This window comes from Pseudomonas sp. NPDC089392 (assembly GCF_044749595.1).
GTDB lineage: Bacteria > Pseudomonadota > Gammaproteobacteria > Pseudomonadales > Pseudomonadaceae > Aquipseudomonas.
The window spans coordinates 31,505-52,557 of record NZ_JBIVIF010000024.1 but is presented as its reverse complement, the minus strand read 5'-3'; the positions used below and the strand labels follow the sequence as shown (position 1 = coordinate 52,557).

20 protein-coding genes are annotated in these 21,053 nt (G+C 61.8%); 8 read left to right on the top strand and 12 right to left on the bottom strand.

The window, feature by feature from the left end; translation table 11 throughout:
• Positions 1-130: 130 nt before the first annotated feature.
• Positions 131-871, bottom strand: a complete 741-nt coding sequence (locus ACIP1G_RS19785) for a GntR family transcriptional regulator (protein WP_400740166.1) — start codon at positions 869-871, stop codon at positions 131-133.
• 136 nt (positions 872-1,007) lie between these two features.
• Between ACIP1G_RS19785 and ACIP1G_RS19780 the strand changes: the two genes are divergently transcribed.
• The 4 genes from ACIP1G_RS19780 to ACIP1G_RS19765 all read left to right on the top strand — a co-directional run bounded on the left by ACIP1G_RS19780 (position 1,008) and on the right by ACIP1G_RS19765 (position 5,039).
• Entirely contained in the window at positions 1,008-1,292 is a 285-nt protein-coding gene (locus tag ACIP1G_RS19780; protein WP_043199623.1) for a UxaA family hydrolase, read from the top strand.
• A 2-nt stretch (positions 1,293-1,294) separates the two neighbouring features.
• Positions 1,295-2,464 carry a UxaA family hydrolase gene (locus ACIP1G_RS19775; protein ID WP_043199621.1) on the top strand — a complete coding sequence of 390 codons (1,170 nt, stop codon included), beginning with the start codon at positions 1,295-1,297 and terminating at the stop codon, positions 2,462-2,464.
• Positions 2,465-2,724: 260 nt separating this feature from the next.
• Positions 2,725-4,026 carry a C4-dicarboxylate transporter DctA gene (gene dctA / locus ACIP1G_RS19770; RefSeq protein ID WP_400740162.1) on the top strand — a complete coding sequence of 434 codons (1,302 nt, stop codon included), beginning with the start codon at positions 2,725-2,727 and terminating at the stop codon, positions 4,024-4,026.
• 23 nt (positions 4,027-4,049) lie between these two features.
• Positions 4,050-5,039 carry an Ldh family oxidoreductase gene (locus ACIP1G_RS19765; protein ID WP_400740160.1) on the top strand — a complete coding sequence of 330 codons (990 nt, stop codon included), beginning with the start codon at positions 4,050-4,052 and terminating at the stop codon, positions 5,037-5,039.
• An 89-nt stretch (positions 5,040-5,128) separates the two neighbouring features.
• On the opposite strand, the gene ACIP1G_RS19760 is transcribed toward ACIP1G_RS19765, so the two are convergent.
• The 4 genes from ACIP1G_RS19760 to hisD form a co-directional block, all read right to left on the bottom strand.
• Positions 5,129-6,136, bottom strand: coding sequence for an alcohol dehydrogenase catalytic domain-containing protein (locus ACIP1G_RS19760; protein ID WP_400740158.1), 1,008 nt, complete (start codon positions 6,134-6,136; stop codon positions 5,129-5,131).
• A gap of 35 nt (positions 6,137-6,171) precedes the next feature.
• Entirely contained in the window at positions 6,172-7,509 is a 1,338-nt protein-coding gene (locus ACIP1G_RS19755; RefSeq protein WP_400740157.1) for an MFS transporter, read from the bottom strand.
• A 53-nt stretch (positions 7,510-7,562) separates the two neighbouring features.
• The gene (locus ACIP1G_RS19750) at positions 7,563-8,318 is read right to left on the bottom strand and encodes an SDR family NAD(P)-dependent oxidoreductase (protein WP_400740154.1); all 756 of its coding nucleotides are present in this window, start codon (positions 8,316-8,318) and stop codon (positions 7,563-7,565) included.
• Positions 8,319-8,382: 64 nt separating this feature from the next.
• Positions 8,383-9,696, bottom strand: a complete 1,314-nt coding sequence (hisD, locus tag ACIP1G_RS19745) for a histidinol dehydrogenase (RefSeq protein ID WP_400740152.1) — start codon at positions 9,694-9,696, stop codon at positions 8,383-8,385.
• 139 nt (positions 9,697-9,835) lie between these two features.
• Here hisD and ACIP1G_RS19740 point away from each other — a divergent pair, with 139 nt between their 5' ends.
• Positions 9,836-10,846 (top strand): LacI family DNA-binding transcriptional regulator, encoded by a 1,011-nt coding sequence (locus ACIP1G_RS19740; protein ID WP_400740150.1) that lies wholly within the window; start codon positions 9,836-9,838, stop codon positions 10,844-10,846.
• A 12-nt stretch (positions 10,847-10,858) separates the two neighbouring features.
• Here the strand turns inward: ACIP1G_RS19740 and ACIP1G_RS19735 are convergent, their stop codons facing one another.
• Complete coding sequence (locus ACIP1G_RS19735; RefSeq protein WP_400740148.1) at positions 10,859-12,355, bottom strand: aspartate/glutamate racemase family protein; 1,497 nt, start codon at positions 12,353-12,355, stop codon at positions 10,859-10,861.
• Between the two features lie 11 nt (positions 12,356-12,366).
• Positions 12,367-13,665, bottom strand: a complete 1,299-nt coding sequence (locus tag ACIP1G_RS19730) for a dicarboxylate/amino acid:cation symporter (RefSeq protein ID WP_400740146.1) — start codon at positions 13,663-13,665, stop codon at positions 12,367-12,369.
• A 228-nt stretch (positions 13,666-13,893) separates the two neighbouring features.
• Between ACIP1G_RS19730 and ACIP1G_RS19725 the strand changes: the two genes are divergently transcribed.
• From ACIP1G_RS19725 to ACIP1G_RS19715, 3 genes are all read left to right on the top strand, one after another.
• Positions 13,894-14,811 carry a LysR substrate-binding domain-containing protein gene (locus tag ACIP1G_RS19725; RefSeq protein WP_400740143.1) on the top strand — a complete coding sequence of 306 codons (918 nt, stop codon included), beginning with the start codon at positions 13,894-13,896 and terminating at the stop codon, positions 14,809-14,811.
• An 83-nt stretch (positions 14,812-14,894) separates the two neighbouring features.
• Positions 14,895-15,137, top strand: coding sequence for a DUF1654 domain-containing protein (locus tag ACIP1G_RS19720; RefSeq protein ID WP_003260955.1), 243 nt, complete (start codon positions 14,895-14,897; stop codon positions 15,135-15,137).
• Positions 15,138-15,143: 6 nt separating this feature from the next.
• Positions 15,144-15,836, top strand: a complete 693-nt coding sequence (locus ACIP1G_RS19715) for an endonuclease (protein WP_400740140.1) — start codon at positions 15,144-15,146, stop codon at positions 15,834-15,836.
• A 3-nt stretch (positions 15,837-15,839) separates the two neighbouring features.
• Here ACIP1G_RS19715 and ACIP1G_RS19710 read toward each other — a convergent pair whose 3' ends face one another.
• The 5 genes from ACIP1G_RS19710 to ACIP1G_RS19690 form a co-directional block, all read right to left on the bottom strand.
• Entirely contained in the window at positions 15,840-16,265 is a 426-nt protein-coding gene (locus ACIP1G_RS19710) for a GTP pyrophosphokinase (protein WP_400740138.1), read from the bottom strand.
• Between the two features lie 566 nt (positions 16,266-16,831).
• On the bottom strand, positions 16,832-17,401 hold the full coding sequence (locus ACIP1G_RS19705) for an SPOR domain-containing protein (protein ID WP_400740135.1): 570 nt from the start codon (positions 17,399-17,401) through the stop codon (positions 16,832-16,834).
• 125 nt (positions 17,402-17,526) lie between these two features.
• Positions 17,527-18,642, bottom strand: a complete 1,116-nt coding sequence (locus ACIP1G_RS19700; RefSeq protein ID WP_400740132.1) for a glycosyltransferase 61 family protein — start codon at positions 18,640-18,642, stop codon at positions 17,527-17,529.
• A gap of 33 nt (positions 18,643-18,675) precedes the next feature.
• Positions 18,676-19,818 carry a hypothetical protein gene (locus tag ACIP1G_RS19695; protein ID WP_400740129.1) on the bottom strand — a complete coding sequence of 381 codons (1,143 nt, stop codon included), beginning with the start codon at positions 19,816-19,818 and terminating at the stop codon, positions 18,676-18,678.
• 227 nt (positions 19,819-20,045) lie between these two features.
• Complete coding sequence (locus ACIP1G_RS19690) at positions 20,046-21,026, bottom strand: DUF535 family protein (RefSeq protein WP_400740126.1); 981 nt, start codon at positions 21,024-21,026, stop codon at positions 20,046-20,048.
• Positions 21,027-21,053 lie beyond the last annotated feature (27 nt).

Here is a 21,053-nt window from a genome sequence, read left to right as displayed (position 1 = left end):
GTGAGTGGGGGCATTCGAAGCTTCCTCAAACCCGGCCGCGACCTCACGAGCCCGTCCGGGGGTAACGCCACCGTGCAAAGGCACGGTTCAACGCAAAAAATGAATTCAAATCGCCAGTGGCGACACTGCATCAGATCCTGTTGATGTAGCAGTGCCCCTGGGTACTGACCACCGACAGGCGTTTTTCAATCGCCCGGCCCTGGTAATCCAGGGCGGTGCGCACGATCTGCAACAGCGGCGCACCGGTTGCGATACCCAGCGCCTGGGCCTGGCTGGCATCGGCGCTGATGGCAAAAATCCGCTCATCGGCATGCGCCACCGTCGCACCAAAGCGCTGCTGATACAGCCGGTACAGGGTGTTGGGCAACACCTCGGGCTGCCGCTCCAGCCCGATGAAGCGGTCGGCACACAGGATGATGTCCTCGTAGATGACCGGCTTGCCGTCCAGCTCGCGGGTACGCGAAATGTGGATCACCTTGCCGCCTGGCGCCAACCCCAGCTCCTGCACTTCCTGCGCCGTGGCCTTGCGCACCTTGCGCCCCAGCACTATCGACACCGGCAGGCAGCGCTCGCCGTCCGGGCGGCAAATGTTGAAGAAGCGGAACAAGGCATGGTCGCCGTCGTGGGTGGCGACCGAGGTGCCCTTGCCCTGCTGGCGCACCACCACGTTCTCGGCCACCAGCTCATTAAGCGCCTTGCGCAGGGTGCCGACGCTGACCTGATAAGTGCTCGCCAGTGCCGCCTCGCTGGGAATGAACGTGCCAGGCGACCACTCCCCCGAGTTGATGCGTTCCATCAGCAAGTCTTTGATCTGCATGTACAGCGGCTGGAAGGTCGGGGCCTTCTGCGGGTTTTGCAGGGCTTCGTTCATGGTTGTCGGTCACCGCGGATTCGTGTTGCCCAAGTATAACCCGGACGCGAAAAAAAACATCGCACCTTGACTATCCTATAACTCATGTCCTATACATGACTTACGGCATATGAATGACCGTCACAGGAGAACAACAATGAGCATTGATTTTGTCGTCCACGATGCCGACGACGCCGTCGGCGTCGTAGTAGTCGAAGGCGTGCAGGCGGGCCAGAAGTTGACAGGCTGGGTCATGGACCAGGACCAGACCCTGGAATTCGTGGTGCGTGACGCCATCCCGATCGGCCACAAGCTGGCCATCCGTGACCTGCAGGAAGGGGACACGGTGATCAAGTACGGCGTCGACATCGGCCGGGTAATCAAACCCATCCGTGAAGGCGAGCACCTGCACGTCCACAATGTCAAAACCAAGAGGTGGTAAGCATGCAACTCAATGGGCGCACTTTCCTGGGCTACCGCCGCGACAATGGCCGTGTGGGCATTCGCAACCACGTGATCATCCTGCCGGTGGACGACATCTCCAATGCGGCCGCCGAAGCGGTGGCCAACAACATCAAGGGCACCCTCGGGCTGCCGCACCCGTATGGCCGGCTGCAGTTCGGCGAGGACCTTGAACTGCACTTCCGCACCCTGATCGGCACTGGCTGCAACCCCAACGTGGCGGCGGTGGTGGTAATCGGCATCGAACCGGGCTGGACCCGCCGCGTGGTCGAAGGCATCCGCGCCAGCGGCAAGCCGGCCGAAGGCTTCTGGATTGAACAGAACGGCGACCACAACACCATCTGCGCTGCCTCGCGCAAGGCGCGCGAATTCGTACAGTACGCCACCGAGTTGCGCCGCGAAGAATGCGACATCAGCGAGCTGTGGGTGTCGACCAAGTGCGGCGAGTCCGACACCACGTCCGGCTGCGGCGCCAACCCGACCGTGGGCAACGCCTTCGACAAGCTGTATGCGCAAGGCTGCACGCTGGTGTTCGGTGAAACCTCAGAGCTGACCGGCGGCGAGCACCTGGTGGCCGAGCGCTGCAGCACCCCGGCAGTGCGCGAGCGGTTCCAGTTCATGTTCGACCGCTACAGCGCCATGATCGACCGCTGGAAAACCAGTGACCTGTCCGAGTCGCAGCCAACCAAGGGCAACATCGAAGGCGGGCTGACCACCATCGAGGAAAAGGCCCTGGGCAACATCCAGAAGATCGGTCGCAAATGCCGGGTAGATGGGGTGCTGGACAAGGCCGAGGCGCCCACCGGGCCGGGCTTGTGGTTCATGGACTCGTCATCCGCTGCCGCTGAAATGGTCACCCTGTGTGCAGCGTCCGGGTATGTGGCGCACTTCTTCCCCACTGGCCAGGGCAACGTCATCGGCAACCCGATCCTGCCGGTGATCAAGATCTGCGCCAACCCGCGCACGTTCCGCACCATGGGTGAACACATCGACGTGGACGTGTCCGGCCTGCTGCGGCGCGAAATCAACATGGATGATGCTGGCGACCGCTTGCTCGACATGCTGATGCGCACCGCCAACGGCCGCTACACTGCCGCCGAAGCGCTGGGGCATCGCGAATTCGTGCTGACCCGACTGTTCGAAAGCGCCTGACCTGCCGCGCCGTTGCTCACCCTGGGCAACGGCGCTTTTTCCTGCCTGCGTTCAAGAAGTACGTCTCACAACAACCATAAATGGAGACCTTCATGAAACCGCTCTGCCCTGCTCCCGCACCCCATCCGGTGTTTCTCCCCAAGCCCCTGCAGCCACGACGACCGTCCTGACCGCCCCCGTGTCACGCCTACGAACCGAACCTGCTCCCCTACCCTGATCAGCGTGATTGGCGTGGGGTATCCGCTTATGGAGAAACAGCCGTGAAAATCCTCAAGAACCTGTATGTCCAGGTGGTCATCGGCCTGATCGCCGGCATTGCCCTCGGCTACTGCTGGCCCGCCCTCGGGGTGGAGATGAAGCCCTTGGGCGATACCTTCATCCGCCTGATCAAGATGCTCATCACCCTGGTGATCTTCTGCACCGTTGCCATCGGTATCGCCCGCATGGAAAGCCTCAAGGAACTGGGCAAGGTCGGCTTCAAGACCTTCATGTACTTCGAGATCGTGACCACCCTGGCACTGCTGCTGGGCATGGTCATCGCCAACCTGGTACAGCCCGGTGCCGGCATGAACATCGACCCGGCCAGCCTCGACGGCGGCGCCATGTCGCAGTACCTGGACCAGGTGCATGCCCAGGAATCGTCCAGCCTGCTGACCCAGTTGATTCCCAACTCGGTGGTCGGCGCCTTTGCCAGCGGTAACCTGCTGCAGGTGCTGTTGTTCTCGGTGCTGTTTGGTGTGGCGCTGTCCGGCATGTCCAGGCGCAGCCGCCTGGCCGCGCGGGTGATCGAGCAGTTTGGTGAAACGCTGATGCGCATCGTCGGCATGATCATGTGGCTGGCACCGATCGGCGCCTTCGGCGCCATGGCCTTTACCATCGGCAAGTACGGCATTGGTGCCCTGCAGCAGATGGGCTTGCTGATCGTCTGCCTGTACGTCACCAGCCTGCTGTTCATCGGCATTGTCCTCGGCTCGATCAGTTTTGCCTGCGGGGTGAACATCTGGTCGTTGATCAAGTATTTCCGCGAGGAGTTGCTGATTGTGCTGGGCACGTCCACCACCGAGTCGGTGCTGCCGCGGTTGATGCAGAAAATGGAGCGATTGGGTTGCGACAAGTCGGTGATCGGCCTGGTGTTGCCAACCGGCTACTCGTTCAACCTCGACGGCGCGGCCATCTACCTGACCATGTCCTCGCTGTTTCTCGCCCAGGCATTGAACATCGACTTGTCGTGGGGCCAGCAACTGAGCCTGCTGGTGATTCTGCTGATCACCTCCAAGGGTGGCGCCGGGGTTGCCGGTGCGGCGCTGATTGTGCTGACTGCAACGCTGGCCAGCCATGACATCATCCCGGTGGCGGCGATCACCCTGATCCTTGGCATCGACCGTATTCTCAACGAGGTGCGCGCACTGACCAACATGATGGGCAACGTGGTCGGCACCCTGGCCATTGCCCGCTGGGAGGGCAAGCTTGACCTGGCCCAGGCCCGCGCCGAGCTGGCCGCCCCTGGCCGCTTGCCGACGCTTGAGCAGGCGCCGCTGAACCTGTCGCAGAAAAAATCCTGAAGCCTTTTGCAAGGAGCCACCCGATGACTGTGCAAATCAGCGTGCGTCATGCACATGAGCTGGCCATGCAGGCGCTGCGTACTGCCGGCATGCCGCAAACCACCGCACTCAGTTGCGCGCAGGCCCTGGTGCAGGCCGAGTGCGAAGGCCTGCCCTCCCATGGCCTGTCGCGCTTGCCGTTCTACCTCGAGCAGATGAGCACCGGCAAAGTCAACGCCACGGCGGTGCCCGATGTGCAGGTCGACGGCGCGCTGGTGCGGGTCGACGCTCACCATGGCCTGGCGTTCGCGGCGATCGATGCCGGCCTCGGCCCGGCCATGGCCACGGCACGCCGGCTGGGCATCGCGGCGCTGGCGATCGGCCACTCGCACCATTTCGGCGTTGCCGGGCAACCGGTTGAGCGGGCGGCACGCGAGGGCTTGCTGGCATTGGCCCTGAGCAATGCGCCAGCGGCGATGGCGCCCTGGGGTGGGCACACCCCGCTGTTCGGCACCAACCCCATCGCCTTCGCCTCACCACGGCTGAATGGCGACCCAGTGGTCATCGACCTGTCGCTGTCCAAGGTCGCCCGCGGCAAGGTGATGCTGGCCAAACAGGCCGGCTCGACGATCCCGCCTGGCTGGGCGATCGATCGGACCGGTAATGACACCACCGACCCAACAGCGGCATTGGCGGGCAGCATGGTACCGATGGGCGATGCCAAGGGTGCCGCGCTGGCGTTGATGGTCGAGTTGCTGACAGCGGGCCTCACCGGTAGCCATTTCGGTTTCCAGGCCAGTTCGTTCTTCGATGCCCAGGGGGATGCACCGGGGGTGGCGCACTTGCTGTTGCTGATCGACCCACAGCGTTTCGCGACGGGGTATCTGGCGCATGTCGAGGCGTTGTTCGCGGCGATGCTGGAGCAACCGGGCGTGCGTTTGCCGGGGCAACGGCGGATACGTGAACGGCAGGTGCGCAGTGCGCTCATCGAAGTACCGCAGGGGTTGCTGGACAAGCTGCAGAGCTGCGTTTGAGCTGAACATCCTGGGGGCGCTTTGCGCCCCTTGTGCCGCGAAAGGGATGCACAGCAGCCCCAGGATCGCTCAGGCAAAAAAAGCAAACATCAGGCATCCGGCAACAACACCAGCTTGCCAGCCGCCGTGCGCTGTTCATGCAGATCACTGAACGCCCGCGCGCCCTCGCTCATCCCCCGCGTCTCGACCCAACCCAGCTCACCAAACGCCCCCTCCTCCAGCGCCCGCACCGTGGCATGCATGTCGGCCATGCTGTAGGTGTAGGTCCCCAGCAACGAAACCTCCGCCAGGGTCAGCTTGCGCATGTCGATCTCGCTGGCCCAGTCCTGCAAGCCAATGTGCATGATCACCCCGCCCGGCTTGACCGCTTCCAGCGCAGCATCACGGGTGGCCTTCGCCCCCACCGCATCGATGACGTAGTCGAAGGCATTGGCCGCAGCACAGGTTTCCAGCGGGTTGAATGCTTCACAGCCTGCATGCAGGCGGGCCGACTCCCGGCGCAGCGGGTTGACCTCGGCCATGCTCACCCGCCGGCAGCCATAGCTGCGCAGCAGCAAGGCCGCCAACAGCCCTACCGCGCCGCCGCCAATCACCAGGGTGCGCAACTCCGGCAAGGGCCGAGCCAACACACGCATGGACAAGTTGATGGCATGCAGCGCGGTAGCCGCAGGCTCGGTAATCGCCGCCTCGACCATCGACAGGCTTTCAGGAATGGGGATAACCGACGCGGCAGGTATCGCCAGATACTCGGCAAACGCTCCCGGTCGGCTCATGCCGATCATGCTGCGGTTGGCGCAAAGGTTATCGCGCCCGCTGCGGCAATACTCACAATCGCCGCAGGTTATCAACGGGTTTACCGTTACCCGCTGGCCTGCCTGCAGCCGCGGGGCGGCACTCTCCACCACCACGCCCGCCAGTTCGTGGCCCAGTACCAGGCCCGGCTGGCGGCGCGGGTCGTGACCGTGGAAAGCATGCAGGTCCGAACCACAGATACCGGCAGCTGCCACCTTGATGATCACCTCCCCGCTCTGTAGCTCGGGGTAAGGCCGCTCCTGCAACTGCATCTGCAGGGGTTGCGTATAGACAAGCGCTTTCATGGCATCTCCTTTGTTGTTGTGCTCGCAGCAGCGCCTCAACGCGCCGTGGCGGGTGCAAAAGCGGGCTCGGCCATGCCCACGGCCTGGTGCCGGCCAATCCAGCGGGCGCACCAGGCACTGAGCAGGCCGATACCCAGCACATAGCTGCACAGCAACCAAGGGTTGCCGGCGTTCAGACCGGTCAGCAGCGCAGCGATGATCGGCGTCATGCCCCCAGCGAACACCCCCGCCACCTGGTACACGAACGAGATGCCGGTGTAGCGCACCGAGGCGTCGAAGCATTCGGAAAACAGCGACGACATGGTGCCGAACACGGCGGCATGGAAAATCCCGAAGGGAATGATGATCGCCAGCCAGACCAGCGCCAGCTGCCCCGGGAAGCTGTGCATCACCCAGAACGCCGGGAACACCGACAGCGCCGACAGCAGCGCCCCGCAGCCATACACGCGGGCCTTGCCGACACGGTCAGCCACATGGCCCCAGAACGGAATGAAGCAACTCATCAGCAAGGCGCTGAGCATGATCCCGACCAGTGCACTGGTGCGCGGCAGGTTCAGCGATTGCGTGAGGTAATTCAGCGAATAGACACCGAACACGTTGAAGAACACCCCATCGATCATCCGCGCGCCCATGCAGGCGAAGATCATCCGCGGGTAGCGGCGCAGCATGAGCACGATCGGCAGCGCCTGGCGTGCCTGCCCAGCGGCCTTGGGCTGCGCCTGCTTGAAGTCCTGGGTTTCGCTGACGTGGGTGCGGATGTAGCTGCCCAGCAGCACGAACACGCCACTTAGCAGGAAAGCGCAGCGCCAGCCCCAGCTCATGAACTGCTCGTCGGTCAGCAACCAGGACAGCAGGCCGATCACCCCCGAGGCACTCACCAGGCCCAGCGACATGCCAATCTGCGGCAGGCTGGCGTAGAAGCCACGGCGTGCAGGCGGTGCCGATTCGTAAGTTATCAGCACCGAACCGCCCCACTCACCACCCAGGCCAATGCCTTGGAAGATACGGCAGGCCAGCAGCAGGATCGGCGCCATCACGCCGATCTGTTCGTAGGTCGGGATCAGGCCGATGACCACTGTCGCCCCGCCCATCAGGGCCAGGGTGATGATCAACATCTTCTTGCGGCCCAGGGTGTCGCCGAAATGGCCGAAGACGATGCCGCCAACCGGTCTCGCGATAAAACCGACGGCGAACACGCCATAGGACAGCAACACCGAGATCAACGGATCGTCGGCGGGAAAGTACAGTTTGTTCAACACCAGGCCGGCAACGACGCCGTAGAGGAAGAAGTCATACCATTCGATTACCGAGCCAAGCACGCTGGAAATCGTGGCGCGACGCAGGTTGGATGAGGCAGGCGCAGTGGAAGTCATTGTTGTTATCTCCACGGTCGAACCGGTTGTGGCCGCCCACTGGACGGGCCGGGTTAGTTGGCGGTGTAGCCGCCATCGACCATCAACGTCTGGCCGGTGACATAGCTGCTGGCATTGCTGGCAAAGAACAACGTGGCACCCGTCAGGTCTTCAAGCTGGCCGTTGCGCCCTATGCAGGTGCGCTCGGCATGACGCTTGGCCAACCCCTGGTCGGCAAACACCTGGGCGGTTAGCGCAGTGGGAAAGAAGCCAGGGCCGATGGCATTGCAGGTGATGCCGTGGCGCGACCAGCGCTGGGCAATCGCCCGGGTCAGCTGGACGATGCCGCCCTTGCCGGCACCATACGGCGCGCTGTCGGCAAAGGCCCGGCTGGACTGCAACGAGGCGATGTTGATGATGCGCCCCCAACCGGCCTCGGCCATGCCCGGGGCCAACGCCTGTACCAGGAAGAATGGCGCTTTCAAATGCAGCGCCAGTTGCTCATCCCAGGTTTGCGGGCTGACCTGCTCGAACGGCTCGCGGCGGTTGACGCCCGCGGCATTGACCAGGATGTCCACCGTACCGAGCGCCCGCGCCGCCGCCTGCAAGCTGTCAACGCAGGTCAGGTCACAGCAGCGGTAGCTCGCCTCGATGTCCCGCTGTTGCAGGTGCGTGACCTGTTGCTGCAAGGCCGCTTCGCCCCGCGCCATCAACACCACGCGTGCGCCTGCGGCGCCTAGCGCTTCGGCCATCAGTGCGCCAATACCGCTGCCACCCCCCGTCACCAGCGCGGTGCGGCCGTGCAAGTCAAACAGTGTTGCCGGGTTCATGAAACACTCCTGTCGCCCGGGCCAACGCCGGGGCGGGTATGGGTGAAGGGCAAGCCCGATGACGTCAGCGGGTCACAGGCTCACCGCGATCGAAACGCTCGTCGGGGAAGTACTTGGCCAGGCGGTCATCTGCCGTGCGGGCGTGCGCCTCCATGCCCTCCAGGCGCGAGATGCGCGCGGTCACCTGGCCGATCTGGCGCACCGCCTCGCGTGGCATGCGTTGCCAGGTCAGGGTCTTGAGGAACTTGTGCACTGACAGCCCTCCAGAGTAGCGGGCCGCGCCCTTGGTCGGCAGCACGTGGTTCGGCCCGCTGCATTTGTCGCCGAAGGCCACGGTGGTTTCTTCACCGAGGAACAGCGAGCCGTAGCAGGTCAGGTTGTCCAGCCACCAACCGAGGTCGTGCGCATGCACTTCCAGGTGCTCGCTGGCATAGCGATCGGACACTTCCACCACTTCCTCGCGGCTGTCACATACAATCACTTCGCCATAGTCGCGCCAGGCGCAGAAGGCGGCATCGCGGGCTACCGGCGGCAGTGCATCGATCAGTTGCGGAATTTTGGCCATCACCGCCTGGGCCAGGCTGCGCGAGGTGGTAAACAGCCAGGCCGGCGACTCGTGGCCGTGCTCGGCCTGGCCCACCAGGTCACTGGCGACAATGGCGGCATCGGCGCTGTCATCGGCGATGACCGCCACCTCCGACGGCCCGGCGAACACATCGATGCCCACCTTGCCGAACAAGCTGCGCTTGGCCTCGGCAACGAACTTGTTGCCCGGCCCGACCACTACATCGGCCGGTTTGCCGCTGAACAGGCCGTAGGCCATGGTGGCGATGGCCTGCACCCCGCCAAGGGTCATGATCACGTCGGCACCAGCCGACTTGAAGGCATACAACACATACGGGTGGATGCTCTCGCCGAGAAACGGGCTGGAGCACGCCAGGATGGTCTTGACCCCGGCCGCCTTGGCTGTGGCCACGCCCATGTACGCCGACGCAATATGCGCATAACGCCCGGCCGGTGCGTAACAGCCAACCACATTTACCGGCACCACCCGCTGGCCGGCAATCACGCCTGACGGCAGCGTCACCTCCAGGTCTTCGATCGAGCGGCGCTGGGCGCAGGCAAATTCATACACCTGGCGCGCGGCAAAATCGATGTCGTCACGCACCCGCTTGGGCACCTGCGCGGTACGCCGATCGATCTCGGCGTCGCTGAGCACGATATCGCCCTGCCACTTGTCCAGCGTGCGTGCATAGTCGCGCACGGCGTCTTCGCCGCGGCGCTGGATATCGTCGAGCATGTCGGTTACCACGCGCTGTGCTTCGGCGGTGTTGTCATCGGCGGTTTTGCTGGCCTGCTTGAGGTAAGTGATGGTCATGGCGTCTCCGGCAAGGTTTCATGCAAAGAAATGAAAGCGCTTTCATTCAAAGTAGCCGCCGTCGGAAGCAGGTCAAGAAAGCTGGGAAAAAAGTGCCGAATGGTTATATTGTCAGGTACCGCTCCGATGCCAGACCGCCATGACTTCACGCCCACGCCTGCACGATGTAGCCGCCCTGGCCGGGGTTTCCCCCGCCACGGTATCCCGTGCGTTGTCCAACCCGCAGTTGGTGCGCGCCGACACCCGGGAGAAAATCCAGCACGCCATCGAACGCCTCGGCTACCTGCCCGACGGCTCGGCCCGGGCACTGGCCTCGGGGCGTGCGCGCACCATCGGTGCAATCATGCCAACACTCGACAACGCAATTTTCGCCCGCGCCGTGCAAGGCCTGCAGACCACGCTGGCCAACCAGGGCTACCAGCTGCTACTGGCCACCCACGAGTACAACCCCAGCGCCGAACTGGAACTGGTGCGCGCGCTGCTTGGCCAGGCCATCGATGGCCTGGTGCTGGTGGGCGCCGATCATTCGCCGCAAGTCTGGGAGATGGTACGGTCACATGATGTGCGGCTGCTGGTGACCTGGGCCAGCCACCCTGGCCAACCGTCACTGGGGTTCGACAACTACCGCATCGGCCAGTTGGCCGCCGAACACCTGCTGCGCCTGGGGCATCGGCGCATGGGCGTGATCTCTGGCTTCTTCCGCCATAATGACCGGGCTCGGGCGCGCCTGGCCGGCTTTCGCGAAACCCTGGCCAGCGCCGGTTGCACGCTGCCGGACGGCAACATCGTCGAGCAACCGTTCGGCTTCGAGGGTGGCCGGGCCGGGCTCAACCAGTTGCTGCGGTTGAACGAACGGCCGACAGCAGTGTTCTGCGGTAATGATGTGCTCAGCGTGGGCTGCCTGTTCGAAGCCCAGGCGCTGGGCTTGAACGTGCCGGCCGAACTGTCCATCGTCGGCTGCGACAACCTGCCCCTCACCGCCCAGGTCACGCCCGGAGTCACTACCGTGCTGTTGCCGACCTACGAGCTTGGCCAACGTGCGGCCAACACCCTGTTACAGTGGATCCGCAGTGGGCAGCCACCACAAAGCGAATGCCTGCCGGTCGAGCTGATCGTACGCGGGACCACTGCGCCGCCACAGCCGGGGTGAAGCCTGCATACCCTATGCCCTGCCCTGTACGTCCTTCACGGCTGGCACCTTGTGCGCCAGCGCTACACAGCTGCGCGCCAGGATCAGGGTAGGGTCCACCAGGGCGACCGTCCTGCCCCGCAGTTCATAGGCATCGCAATGGCTGAGGACCAGCGGCAACTCGGTGCAGCCCAGCACCACCACCTCGGCACCCGCCTGCGCAAGATGCTCTACGGCAATCAGTAGCTGGTCTCGGCACAGCCCTTCAGTGAAGCCCGCCTTGATGCCGCGCTCACCGTAGATGGCCTCCATGACCAGGCTCTGGTAGTCCGCAGCCGGCACCATGACGTCCATGCCTGCGCGGTTAGCGGCCTGATGGTAGACCTGGCTGGCGACGGTACCCGATGTGGCCAGAAGGCCTACCGTCCTGTCAGCGCCATAGCGTTGCTTTATCCAGTTGATTGTTTCGCTGAGCATGTTGACGATCGGCACGCGCAGATGCTCCTGGATACGATCAACGAACGCATGGGCGGTATTGCACGGGATGGCAATTGCATTGGCGCCCGCACTCTCCAGGCGCTTGCAAGTGGCATACATGGCCATGGTCGGGTCGGCTTCATCGTTCAGCAGATTGGCCGTGCGATCGGGAATTTGCGGGTTCTGCTCGACCACCATCTTGATGTGGTCCTGGTCACGGCCTGCAGGGGTGCTGGCAACGACCTTGCCCATGAAATCAACCGTGGCTGCCGGGCCGACGCCACCGACGATACCCAGCTTGAACGGCAACTCGGGCGGGGCGCTGGAGCCCTGCGTGGCAAACGTGGCGTACAGGTCGTTGATATCAAGTGCAGCAATCCCACGGCGTTGCAAGACGGCACATACCAGGGATATCTCAGTCATTCCGGGAACGACATGGCTTGCGCCCTGCGCCTGCAGTGACAGGCAGGCCTGGTACACCGACTCCAGGGGCACCCCATCCAGATGCCCGTCCTTGATACCGCTGCGCCCGTACATGGCCTGCATCAGTGCAGCCTGGGCGTGTTCATCGGGGTACACCAGATGATAGTGGGCGCCTAACGCCCGCTCGAAGAGCCCGGAATGTTGCACGTAGTCCGAAGCGAGCACGCCGAGTGTGCTGCCCGGTTCAGCAATCTGGCGAATGTACTGCACCAGGGCTTGCATCATGTCCAGCACGGGTATGCCCAGCTCATCCTGGATCTCTGCGCGAAACGTCTGGCTGGCAAAGCACGGCAGCATGATTGCATCCACACCGCTTGCCTCGAACGAACGGCACACTTCGAACACGTAGAACTTGCGCGAACTCATGCTCGCGTTAGCGTCCAGCGGCAGCAGCAGGTCCTTGAACGGATGCTGCTCCAGCAGGAAATGAAAACGCCCCTGGTCCTCCAGTACTGCCCGCGACCTCACAAGCTTGTAGAACAGGTCGCCACCGGCAAGCGAGCCAAGCCCGCCGACAATCCCGATTTTGTGCGAAAGGGTTAGCGCAGCTGTTGCCTTGTTCGGCTTCATGGGTAAGTACCTCAGGCGACCGGCACTGGGCGGTCAAGGGTGGACGGCGGAACTGCAGCCTCGCTTGCCTGTTCCGGCGCCAACTGCGGCTCTGACTTGGCGATCACTGCCGTGGCAATACTGTTGCCCACTACGTTGGTAGCGGTACGCGCCATGTCGAGGAACTGATCGATACCGATGATCAGCAGCAGGCCGGCTTCTGGCAGGTTGAACATCGGCAATGTCGCCGCCACGACTACCACCGAGGCACGCGCGACCCCGGCCATGCCCTTGCTGGTAATCATCAGCGTCAGCAGGATCAGCACCTGCTGGGTGAAACTGAGGTCGATGTTGTAGGCCTGGGCGATGAACATGATGGCGAATGCCTGGTACATCATCGAGCCATCAAGGTTGAACGAGTAGCCGAGCGGCAGGACGAAACTGGATACGCGCTTCGGTGCGCCGAACTTTTCCAGCGCCTCCATGGTTTTCGGGTAGGCCGCCTCGCTGCTGGCGGTAGAAAAAGCCAACAGCACCGGCTCGCGAATCAGCTTGCCCAGGGTAAACACTGGCTTGCCCAGGAACAGGTAACCCACCGCGAACAACACCGCCCACAGCAACAGTATGCCAAGGTAGAACTCGGCGATCAGCTTGCCATAGTCGAGCAACAAACCCAGGCCTTGAGTGGTAATAGCCGAAGCGATAGCGGCAAACACCCCGACCGGCGCAAACGCCATGACATAGTCCGTAATACGGAACATCACCTTGGCCAGTTCATCAATACAATCGACAACTTTGGTATTACCTGCGCGACTGACGCCAGCCAAGGCAAAGCCGAAGAACAACGAGAACACCACGATTTGCAGTATTTCATTATTAGCCATTGCCTCGGCAATACTGCGCGGGAATACATGGCTGATAAATACCTTGAGGCTGAAGTCACCGGTGTTCACTACAACGGCGGCGGCATCGGCGTGCTGCGCCACCTGCAAGTTCAAGCCAGCCCCTGGCTCGAACAGGTTGACCAATGCCATGCCAATCGCCAACGAAATGGCTGAAGCACAGACAAACCAGGCCATGGCGCGCAAGCCGATGCGCCCGACCGCGCCCGAATTGCCCAGGCTGGCGATGCCGCCCACCAGCGTGGCGAACACCAGCGGCGCAATGATCATCTTGATCAAACGCAGGAAGATGTCGGTCACCATGCTGAAGTAAGCGGCAATATCCTTCGCCGCCTGTTCGCTTCCTGCGAAATGATGACATGCCCAACCAACGATGATGCCCAAGGCAATACCCATGGCAATGCGGCGCGGAAGCTTATTGTTTTTCACGACGGTTTCCTCAAGTGATTTTCTCTTTTTTCTACTTGGCAGGACTTGAATAAAGACAAGGCACACCGGCTTATCGAGCCGGTACAGGGGGCAAGTTTATCGCCACCCCAAGTGCAACTTGATGAGTAATAGGGCTGACCCTATGCGTTTTCAGAATAGTTTTCAGGCATTGCTGTCGGCACTCACCCGAAGCCGCTTACACTGAGGGCCTGATGGAGGAGACAAGCGATGCAAATCAAGTGGCTGGACGACCTGTTGGCGCTTGCCGAATGCAAGAATTTCTCGCGCGCCGCCGAAGTACGTTGCGTTACCCAGTCCGCACTCTCCCGCAGAATCCGCTCGCTGGAAGAATGGGTGGGTGTCGAGCTGGTTGATCGTGCCACCTACCCGGTGCAACTCACCCCCGCCGGCCAGGCATTCTGTGATGAATCGCGCCAGGCGTTGGCTGCGCTGCTGGCACTGCGGGCCAACCTGAGGGACGTCAAGCGCATGCCCGGGCGCTCGATCCAGATCACCGCGGCCCATAGCCTTTCGATGACCTTCCTGCCGAAGTGGCTCAGCCAGTTCCAGCAGCACAATGAACGTTTCAATGCCCGGGTGGTGGCAGCCAATATCAATGATGCCGTCATCGCCCTTGAAGAAGGCAATTGCGACTTAATGATTGTCTACCACCACCCGCTCACGCCTATCTCGCTGGACCCCGAGCGTTTCGCCAGCCTGGCGCTGGGGCATGACGCATTCATCCCTGTGTGTGCCCCCGACGCGCGCGGCCAGCCGCTGTTTCAGCTTTCAGCAAGCACCAGGCCCATACCGCATCTGGCCTACACGGCAACGACATTCCTTGGCAAAGTGGCAGACGTGGTCATCCGCAACGCGTCTGAAAGCGCCCCGCTGGAGCGTTGCTATGAAGCAGACATGGCGATGCTGCTGGTGCGCATGGCCGTGGAAGGCTATGGGGTAGCCTGGCTGCCCTACAGCGCCGTGCACGATGAACTGGAAAGAGGGCTGCTGGTGCAAGCCGGTGGTGCCGAATGGAGCACGCGCCTGGAGATCCGCTCGTACTGCTCGTTATTGAATCAGAACCCGACGATGAAAAGCCTGTGGCACACGCTGGATAAAACTGCGCATAACTCTGCTCAGGCCTGAGTGCAGTTTTCTCCTGACAAGCTGTTGCGAAATTACTTACAGTGAAATACTGTATGTGCATACAGCAAAACAAGGAAATGCCTGTGTCCAGCACCGCCTCCGCCACGCCGAGCAGCTATGAACAACTGGGTATGCGTATCCAGAAGATCATAAACAGCCCTACCGCCCAGCGCAGCCGCGCGGCGCTGATTTTCCGCCTGGAACAGGAAACCCCGGAAGACTGGGAAACCCTGCTTGAGGAAATCGCCGAAAACGACAACGTCACCCTCGCCCATCGCGATGATGGCGGCGTGCAGATTTTCTGGACCGTACCGAAGGAAGACTGACCGCGCATGAGAGTTTCGCTTTTCGCGGCTGTTTGCCTGTTACTGACCACCCCCTTCGTGCAAGCCGACGCCCCGCGCACCTTCCAGGAGGCCAAGAAGGTCGCCTGGAAGTTGTATGCACCGCAATCGACCGAGTTCTATTGCGGCTGCAAGTACAAAGGCAACAAGGTCGACCTGGCGTCCTGTGGCTATGCACCGCGCAAGAATGCCCAGCGTGCGTCGCGCATCGAATGGGAGCACATCGTACCGGCCTGGCAGATCGGCCATCAGCGCCAGTGCTGGCAGAGCGGCGGGCGCAAACAGTGCTCGCAGCATGACGAAGTATACAAACGCGCCGAGGCCGACTTGCACAACCTGGTGCCGAGCATTGGCGAGGTCAACGGCGACCGCAGCAACTTCAGTTTCGGCTGGCTGCCTGAGCAACGCGGCCAGTACGGCAGCTGCCTGACCCAGGTCGACTTCAAGGCCAAGAAGGTCATGCCGCGCCCGTCGATACGCGGCATGATCGCGCGCACCTATTTCTACATGAGCAAGCAGTACAACCTGCGCCTGTCCAAACAGGACCGCCAGTTGTTCGAAGCCTGGAACAAGACCTACCCGCCGCAAGCCTGGGAGCAGCAACGTAACCAGCGGGTGGCCTGTGTGATGGGGCGCGGTAACGAATTTGTCGGGCCGGTCAACCTCAAGGCATGTGGCTAGGCGTCAGGGCAGCGCCTGCAAATAGGCGCTGGCTTCCCGGTAACGGGCCAACCGCGCCAGGTCGGCGGGCCCCGGGCAAGGGATACGCGAAAGGTCGCTGTTATCGGCCAGGTCGGCCAGCTTGACCGTGCGCGCCAGCGGGTCACCACCCAGGCGCACCACAAAATCCTGGTAGGTCTCGCCCTCACGGCGGCTTAGCGCCAGCAAGGCGGCAAGGATTTTCAGTGCAAAGCCCTCGCGCGCCAGGTCGGACAGGGTCGTCGAGGTGTCCTCGATCACATCGTGAAGCACCGCGACAATCCGTTGCTCAGGCGTGGAAACCCGCATCATCACGCGTAACGGGTGAAGGATATAAGCCGCCCCACCCTTGTCGTACTGCCCTTCATGTGCCCTGGCGGCCACAGCAATGGCCCGTTCCAGTGTAGACATGAGGCCCTCCCCATTCAGCATCTCCCAACTCAAGCATAGCCAAACTTGTGTGAACAATGTTCAGCGCAGACGCAACTGCCTGGCGCGATCTATGTAGGAGCGGGTTCACCCGCGAAGAATCCAACGCGGTGCATGGCACCGGCTTTGCCGGTGTTCGCGGCTAAAGCCGCTCCTACACAGGTACAGCGTGAGCCCGAAGCCAACGCAGTACCTATGTAGGAGCGGGTTTACCCGCGAAGAATCCAACGCGGTGCATGGCACCGGCTTTGCCGGTGTTCGCGGCTAAAGCCGCTCCTACAAGGGTACAGCGTGAGCCCGAAGCCAGCGCAGTACCTGTGGGAGCGGGCGTGCCCGCGAAGAGCCCAACGCGGAGCATGGCACCGGCTACGCCGGTGTTCGCGGCTAAAGCCGCTCCTACACAGGTACAGCGTGAGCCCGAAGCCAGCGCGATCCCTGTAGGAGCGGGTTTACCCGCGAAGAATCCAGCGCGGAGCATGGCACCGGCTTTGCCGGTGTTCGCGGCTAAAGCCGCTCCTACACACGAACAGCATGCAGCCGGAACCTGCTTAGCGGGTCACGCCATGCTGGATCACCACCGAATCGGTGCCCAGCTTGGCCATCACCTCGTCCTTGCGCGCTTGCGCTTCTTCACGGGTTGGGAACGGCCCCATCAGCACCACCGGCTTGCCGTCGCGGTACTCCACCGAAGACGGGATGCCCTTTTCGATCAAGCGCGCGGTCATGTCGCTGAGTGCGCCCATATTGGCGCCCTGGATCACTTCAACATCCCAGCCTTGCGGTGCCGGCTGGTCAGCCAGGGCATCGGCGCGGCGCTGAAGGTCAGCACCGCCGCACATCTCGCGGATACGCAGGTTGTTGCCGCTGTCGTCGACGATGATGTCGTACTGGCCGTCACGCTTGATCGCCACGTAGCTGCGGTAGGCTTCGTACTGCCCTGCATCATCCTTGCCGCGGACCTGGCCGCAGATGGTGCCCTGGGTGTCGATCCGCACGTTGCCGAACTTGGCGGTCTTGGGGTTGTGCAGGTGCTCGGCCACCTGTTTGTGCACGCCTTCGACCTCGTTCTCACAGCCCGCCAGGGCGAGCACTGCCATTACCACAGCCAGTTTGCGCACGCGTGTACCTCCAGATTCGAAGGCGCGGATTCTAGCATGCCGGTCGCGGGCAAGGACCGCGACCATACGTTACACCATGCGACCATCGGCCCCGCGTTCAGGCAGCCATGGCTGGCGGCGCCTCGTCATGACGGCATCAGGTCCAAGGTCCGTTCGAGTTCATTGAGGTCGATGCGGAAGTTGCTTCCATTGGGTATGCCGACCACGAAGCCGAAATGCTGCTGGTCACGATCGGTCAGGTACTTGTAGAAGCAGACAAAGCGGTTCGGGGGTTGCAACGTCAGCACCGAAGCGCCCGGGGCCAGTACATTGACACCATGGATGAGCTGGCTGCCCTCGACGCCCACCACCACCCTTGCCCCGGCGCAGGTTGCCACGATGGTCTGCAGGTCGCTCTTCAAAGGGTCAAGGATGCGAAAGCCGCGATATTTTTGCAGGTGGTCGGCAATCTCCAGTTCATTGTCCAGCAGGCGTAAATCCCCGGCGCAGCCGCGCAAGATGAAAACCCCCGGGTGAGACTGGTAGTTCACCCGCGACAGCAGCTTCTGGCCCATGGCGCGGTAGCGCAGGGACTGGCTGGTGTTGTGGCTGGAGTCGTCGAACAGCACCAACTCGCGAAAGTATGCACTGCGCAACCGCAGCGGTTGCATGCCAAGCCAATCTTCATACGCCGGCGCCTGGGAGAACAGCGGAAACCTGCCTGAAGGCGCCGTGGTCACCGGTATACCTTCGTTACAGGCCAATGCATACGTGAGGCAGTCCTCGGCCAGCCATGTACCAAACCATCGGTTGCCGTACCGTGAGCAATAAGCCGCCCCACGCTCGATCTCTTGTTCCACGACAATCCGTGGCAAGCGACTGGGCCGGTCAGACAACCAGAAGCTGGCACCGTCTTTATACAGAGCCCCATCGATCAACATCACATCCTTGATCAGATAGCCCCTGGTAGGCCCCTGTGCCACGCTGCCCAGCCCCTCCATGGTCCTGCGCGGATGCTCGAAGGGAAAGAAACGTGCTGCTTCCCAGCTGGTGACCCGGTCCAACTGATTCGGCAGGAAAATAGCAGGGGGCGCCGGGGTGACCTCAGTCGGCGCGATCTCCCAGGTTTTGACAGCCAAGCTCTTCAAGTTTTCAGATAACTTGCGGCCTAGCCGCTTTCTTGCGAGGTACTTGTAGGCGGCCAGGCTCCAGCCTTTTCGCCCGGCCCCTGGGGCGCCTACACCCGAAAAATCGTTCTTCATACAGAGCCCCCATTGAAAGGCTGTCTTTCACGCTCAATTGGCCGAAACTTTTTCCAGAATGGGCGGAGTCTGGAAGTGGGCATAGCGCTCGCGCAGGTTTTCCAGCAGCAGTTCGCCAGGCGCTTTGGCGCAATGAATATATATCTTGAACAAGCCGCCGAAGACCATTTCCCGGTAGCGATCGACAATTTCCTCTTCACTTGGCCCATCCGGCAGGCCCAGGTGAAGTGTAAGTTTGTTGCCTTCGACGGCAAACAACGGGTACTCCCAGAGGAACTTGGCGATGCCGGTCTTTGGCAGCCGGACGAACATATAGGCCTGGTTACCCAGGGTATCCACATCACCGCCGCGCCGGCGTTTCCATTTCAACAGCCCATCGTCCGGGCGGGCCAGGCATTGGCCGATATCGTAATAATCAAAACCTTGCTCGATAGCCCACTCGAGGGCCATGAAAGTGGTGATCGAGTTGACCTCGCGCAGCCGTTTGGGGTCGTTGAACACGGCCTCCGGGTAGCCAAAGCGCAGTGTGCTCCAGTAGCGCTTCCCGGCCCGGGTAATCACGCAGCCAAAATGACAGGCGACGACCTCGTCGCCCTGCATGATCAGGTCGAGCCGACCAACGGTCTTGGCGATGCGCAACACTTCCTGCGAGTCGAATTGCTTGGCATACAGGCCATGCCGCGCCTGGGCATAAGGCTGTAGCATCTCCCGGTCGGCCTTGGCGATGTCCTCGTCCGTCAGCACCTGCTGCATGCGGTACAGCGGCCGGCACTTGCGGATGTTGCGGCGCAGCTCACCGTCGTAGCGTGCGGTGATCTCCTCCAACGGCCGCCCCAGCGGGACGATTGCACTCAGGTAATGGGGCACATACAGGGCACCTGCGCTGGGCATCTCGCTGATCATCACCACATGCGATGCGCCGTTAGGCTGTTGCGTGCCTTCGCCGGGCTTGGCGTCGGCCTCGGGTTTGCCGCCGATGAGCAGCTTGGCCATGTCCTTGCGGCTTTTTCTGCCGACATAAAGGACTTCGTAATCGTTGCTGGCCTGCAGGCGGAACCTGGCGATTTCCCAGCGCCATAAACACGCACGCCCACTTAAATCCTGGGCCCAAATGAGGAACTTTCTTATTTCGAAGCGCATTGACGGTGTTATGAGCTTGCGTAGATGTTCTCTCATTTCAAGTCCTTGGAGTTTGCTCCGGTAACCGGCGTGAGCACTGCCAACACCCCGCCGCCTATAGTACTTAAACGCCTTAGGCTGACCGATATAAAACGATTAAAGATGCGCAAAAATGATCTGTCAAACACCCTTAACCATTGATTATTCAGTGATTACTCATTGATTACTGCATGTTTTATGGCGCCAATTTTTTCATTGTTCATATAGCGAAACGTTACAACGACTTACCTGGCCAGCGTGTTTTCAGTGTGTGTATCCGCCAGCAACTCCAGTTCAACCGCACCACGGCCCCCCACCGGTTGCCGCACGGCGCTGTCCACTTGCGCGAATATTCCATCCAGCAGTTCATAGCGGCGGCGATACATCGCACGCTTCTTGGCGGCTATCTGCTCAAGGGGCGTCCGGGAACCGAACAGGGGAATGTTGAAGAAGTCTTCACGCTCAGACGGTATCGCCCCGTGTTCTTGCCAGATGACATCATAATTGCCCAGCAACTCCTCGGCTTTGTCCCTACCAAAATAGGGGTGGCGATGGTGACGGTAGCCGTCACCAACGGCATAGAGCCTGGTCACCCCAAGCCTTTGGGCGATATGCCTGGCGGCCTCGATCAGCAGGCTCCTGGGGCGTAGCCCTTCGAAGTCCTTGGTCAATACCCGGTAGATATCCAGTGACGTTTCGCTGTCCACGCCCTTGTGAATGCCCTGTACCGCACCGATGAACATGCACAGCCCGTGCTCCGAGCGAGACAGGGTGAAAGCCAGCGAGGCGACACGTAAATCACCCTGAAACAGGTTCAATACCAGCTCCCCCTCGCGCATAAACCAGAATGCCCGGTCCAGCACCAGGGTGCAGTTGGGGGAATACGGGGTCAGGTCGGCCAGCAACCGGGTATCGTCCCGGCTCAGCAGCAACAGCGGCTGGCAACATTGCGTGACCACCTCGTAGTGCGAAGCCAGCGCATCGAAACGGGTCTGTGCTTCCCACGACTTGCTGATGTAGGGCCACTGGACGAGGCCGATGCAGTCCTCACCCAGGTGCTGGAACCTCTCCCGGCCAAGCGTATTGCCCAGACGGTCCAGGTAACCTTTGAGCTCACGCCAGTTACGCGCGATGAGCAGCGTCAGCCGGAGCTTGTTGCGCAAGGCCCGCAGCGAATAGCCCGGATGCAGGACAAATACGCTTTTCACTATCGCTTTATAGATCATGCCGTCTCTTGCCCTCATTCACAGCAC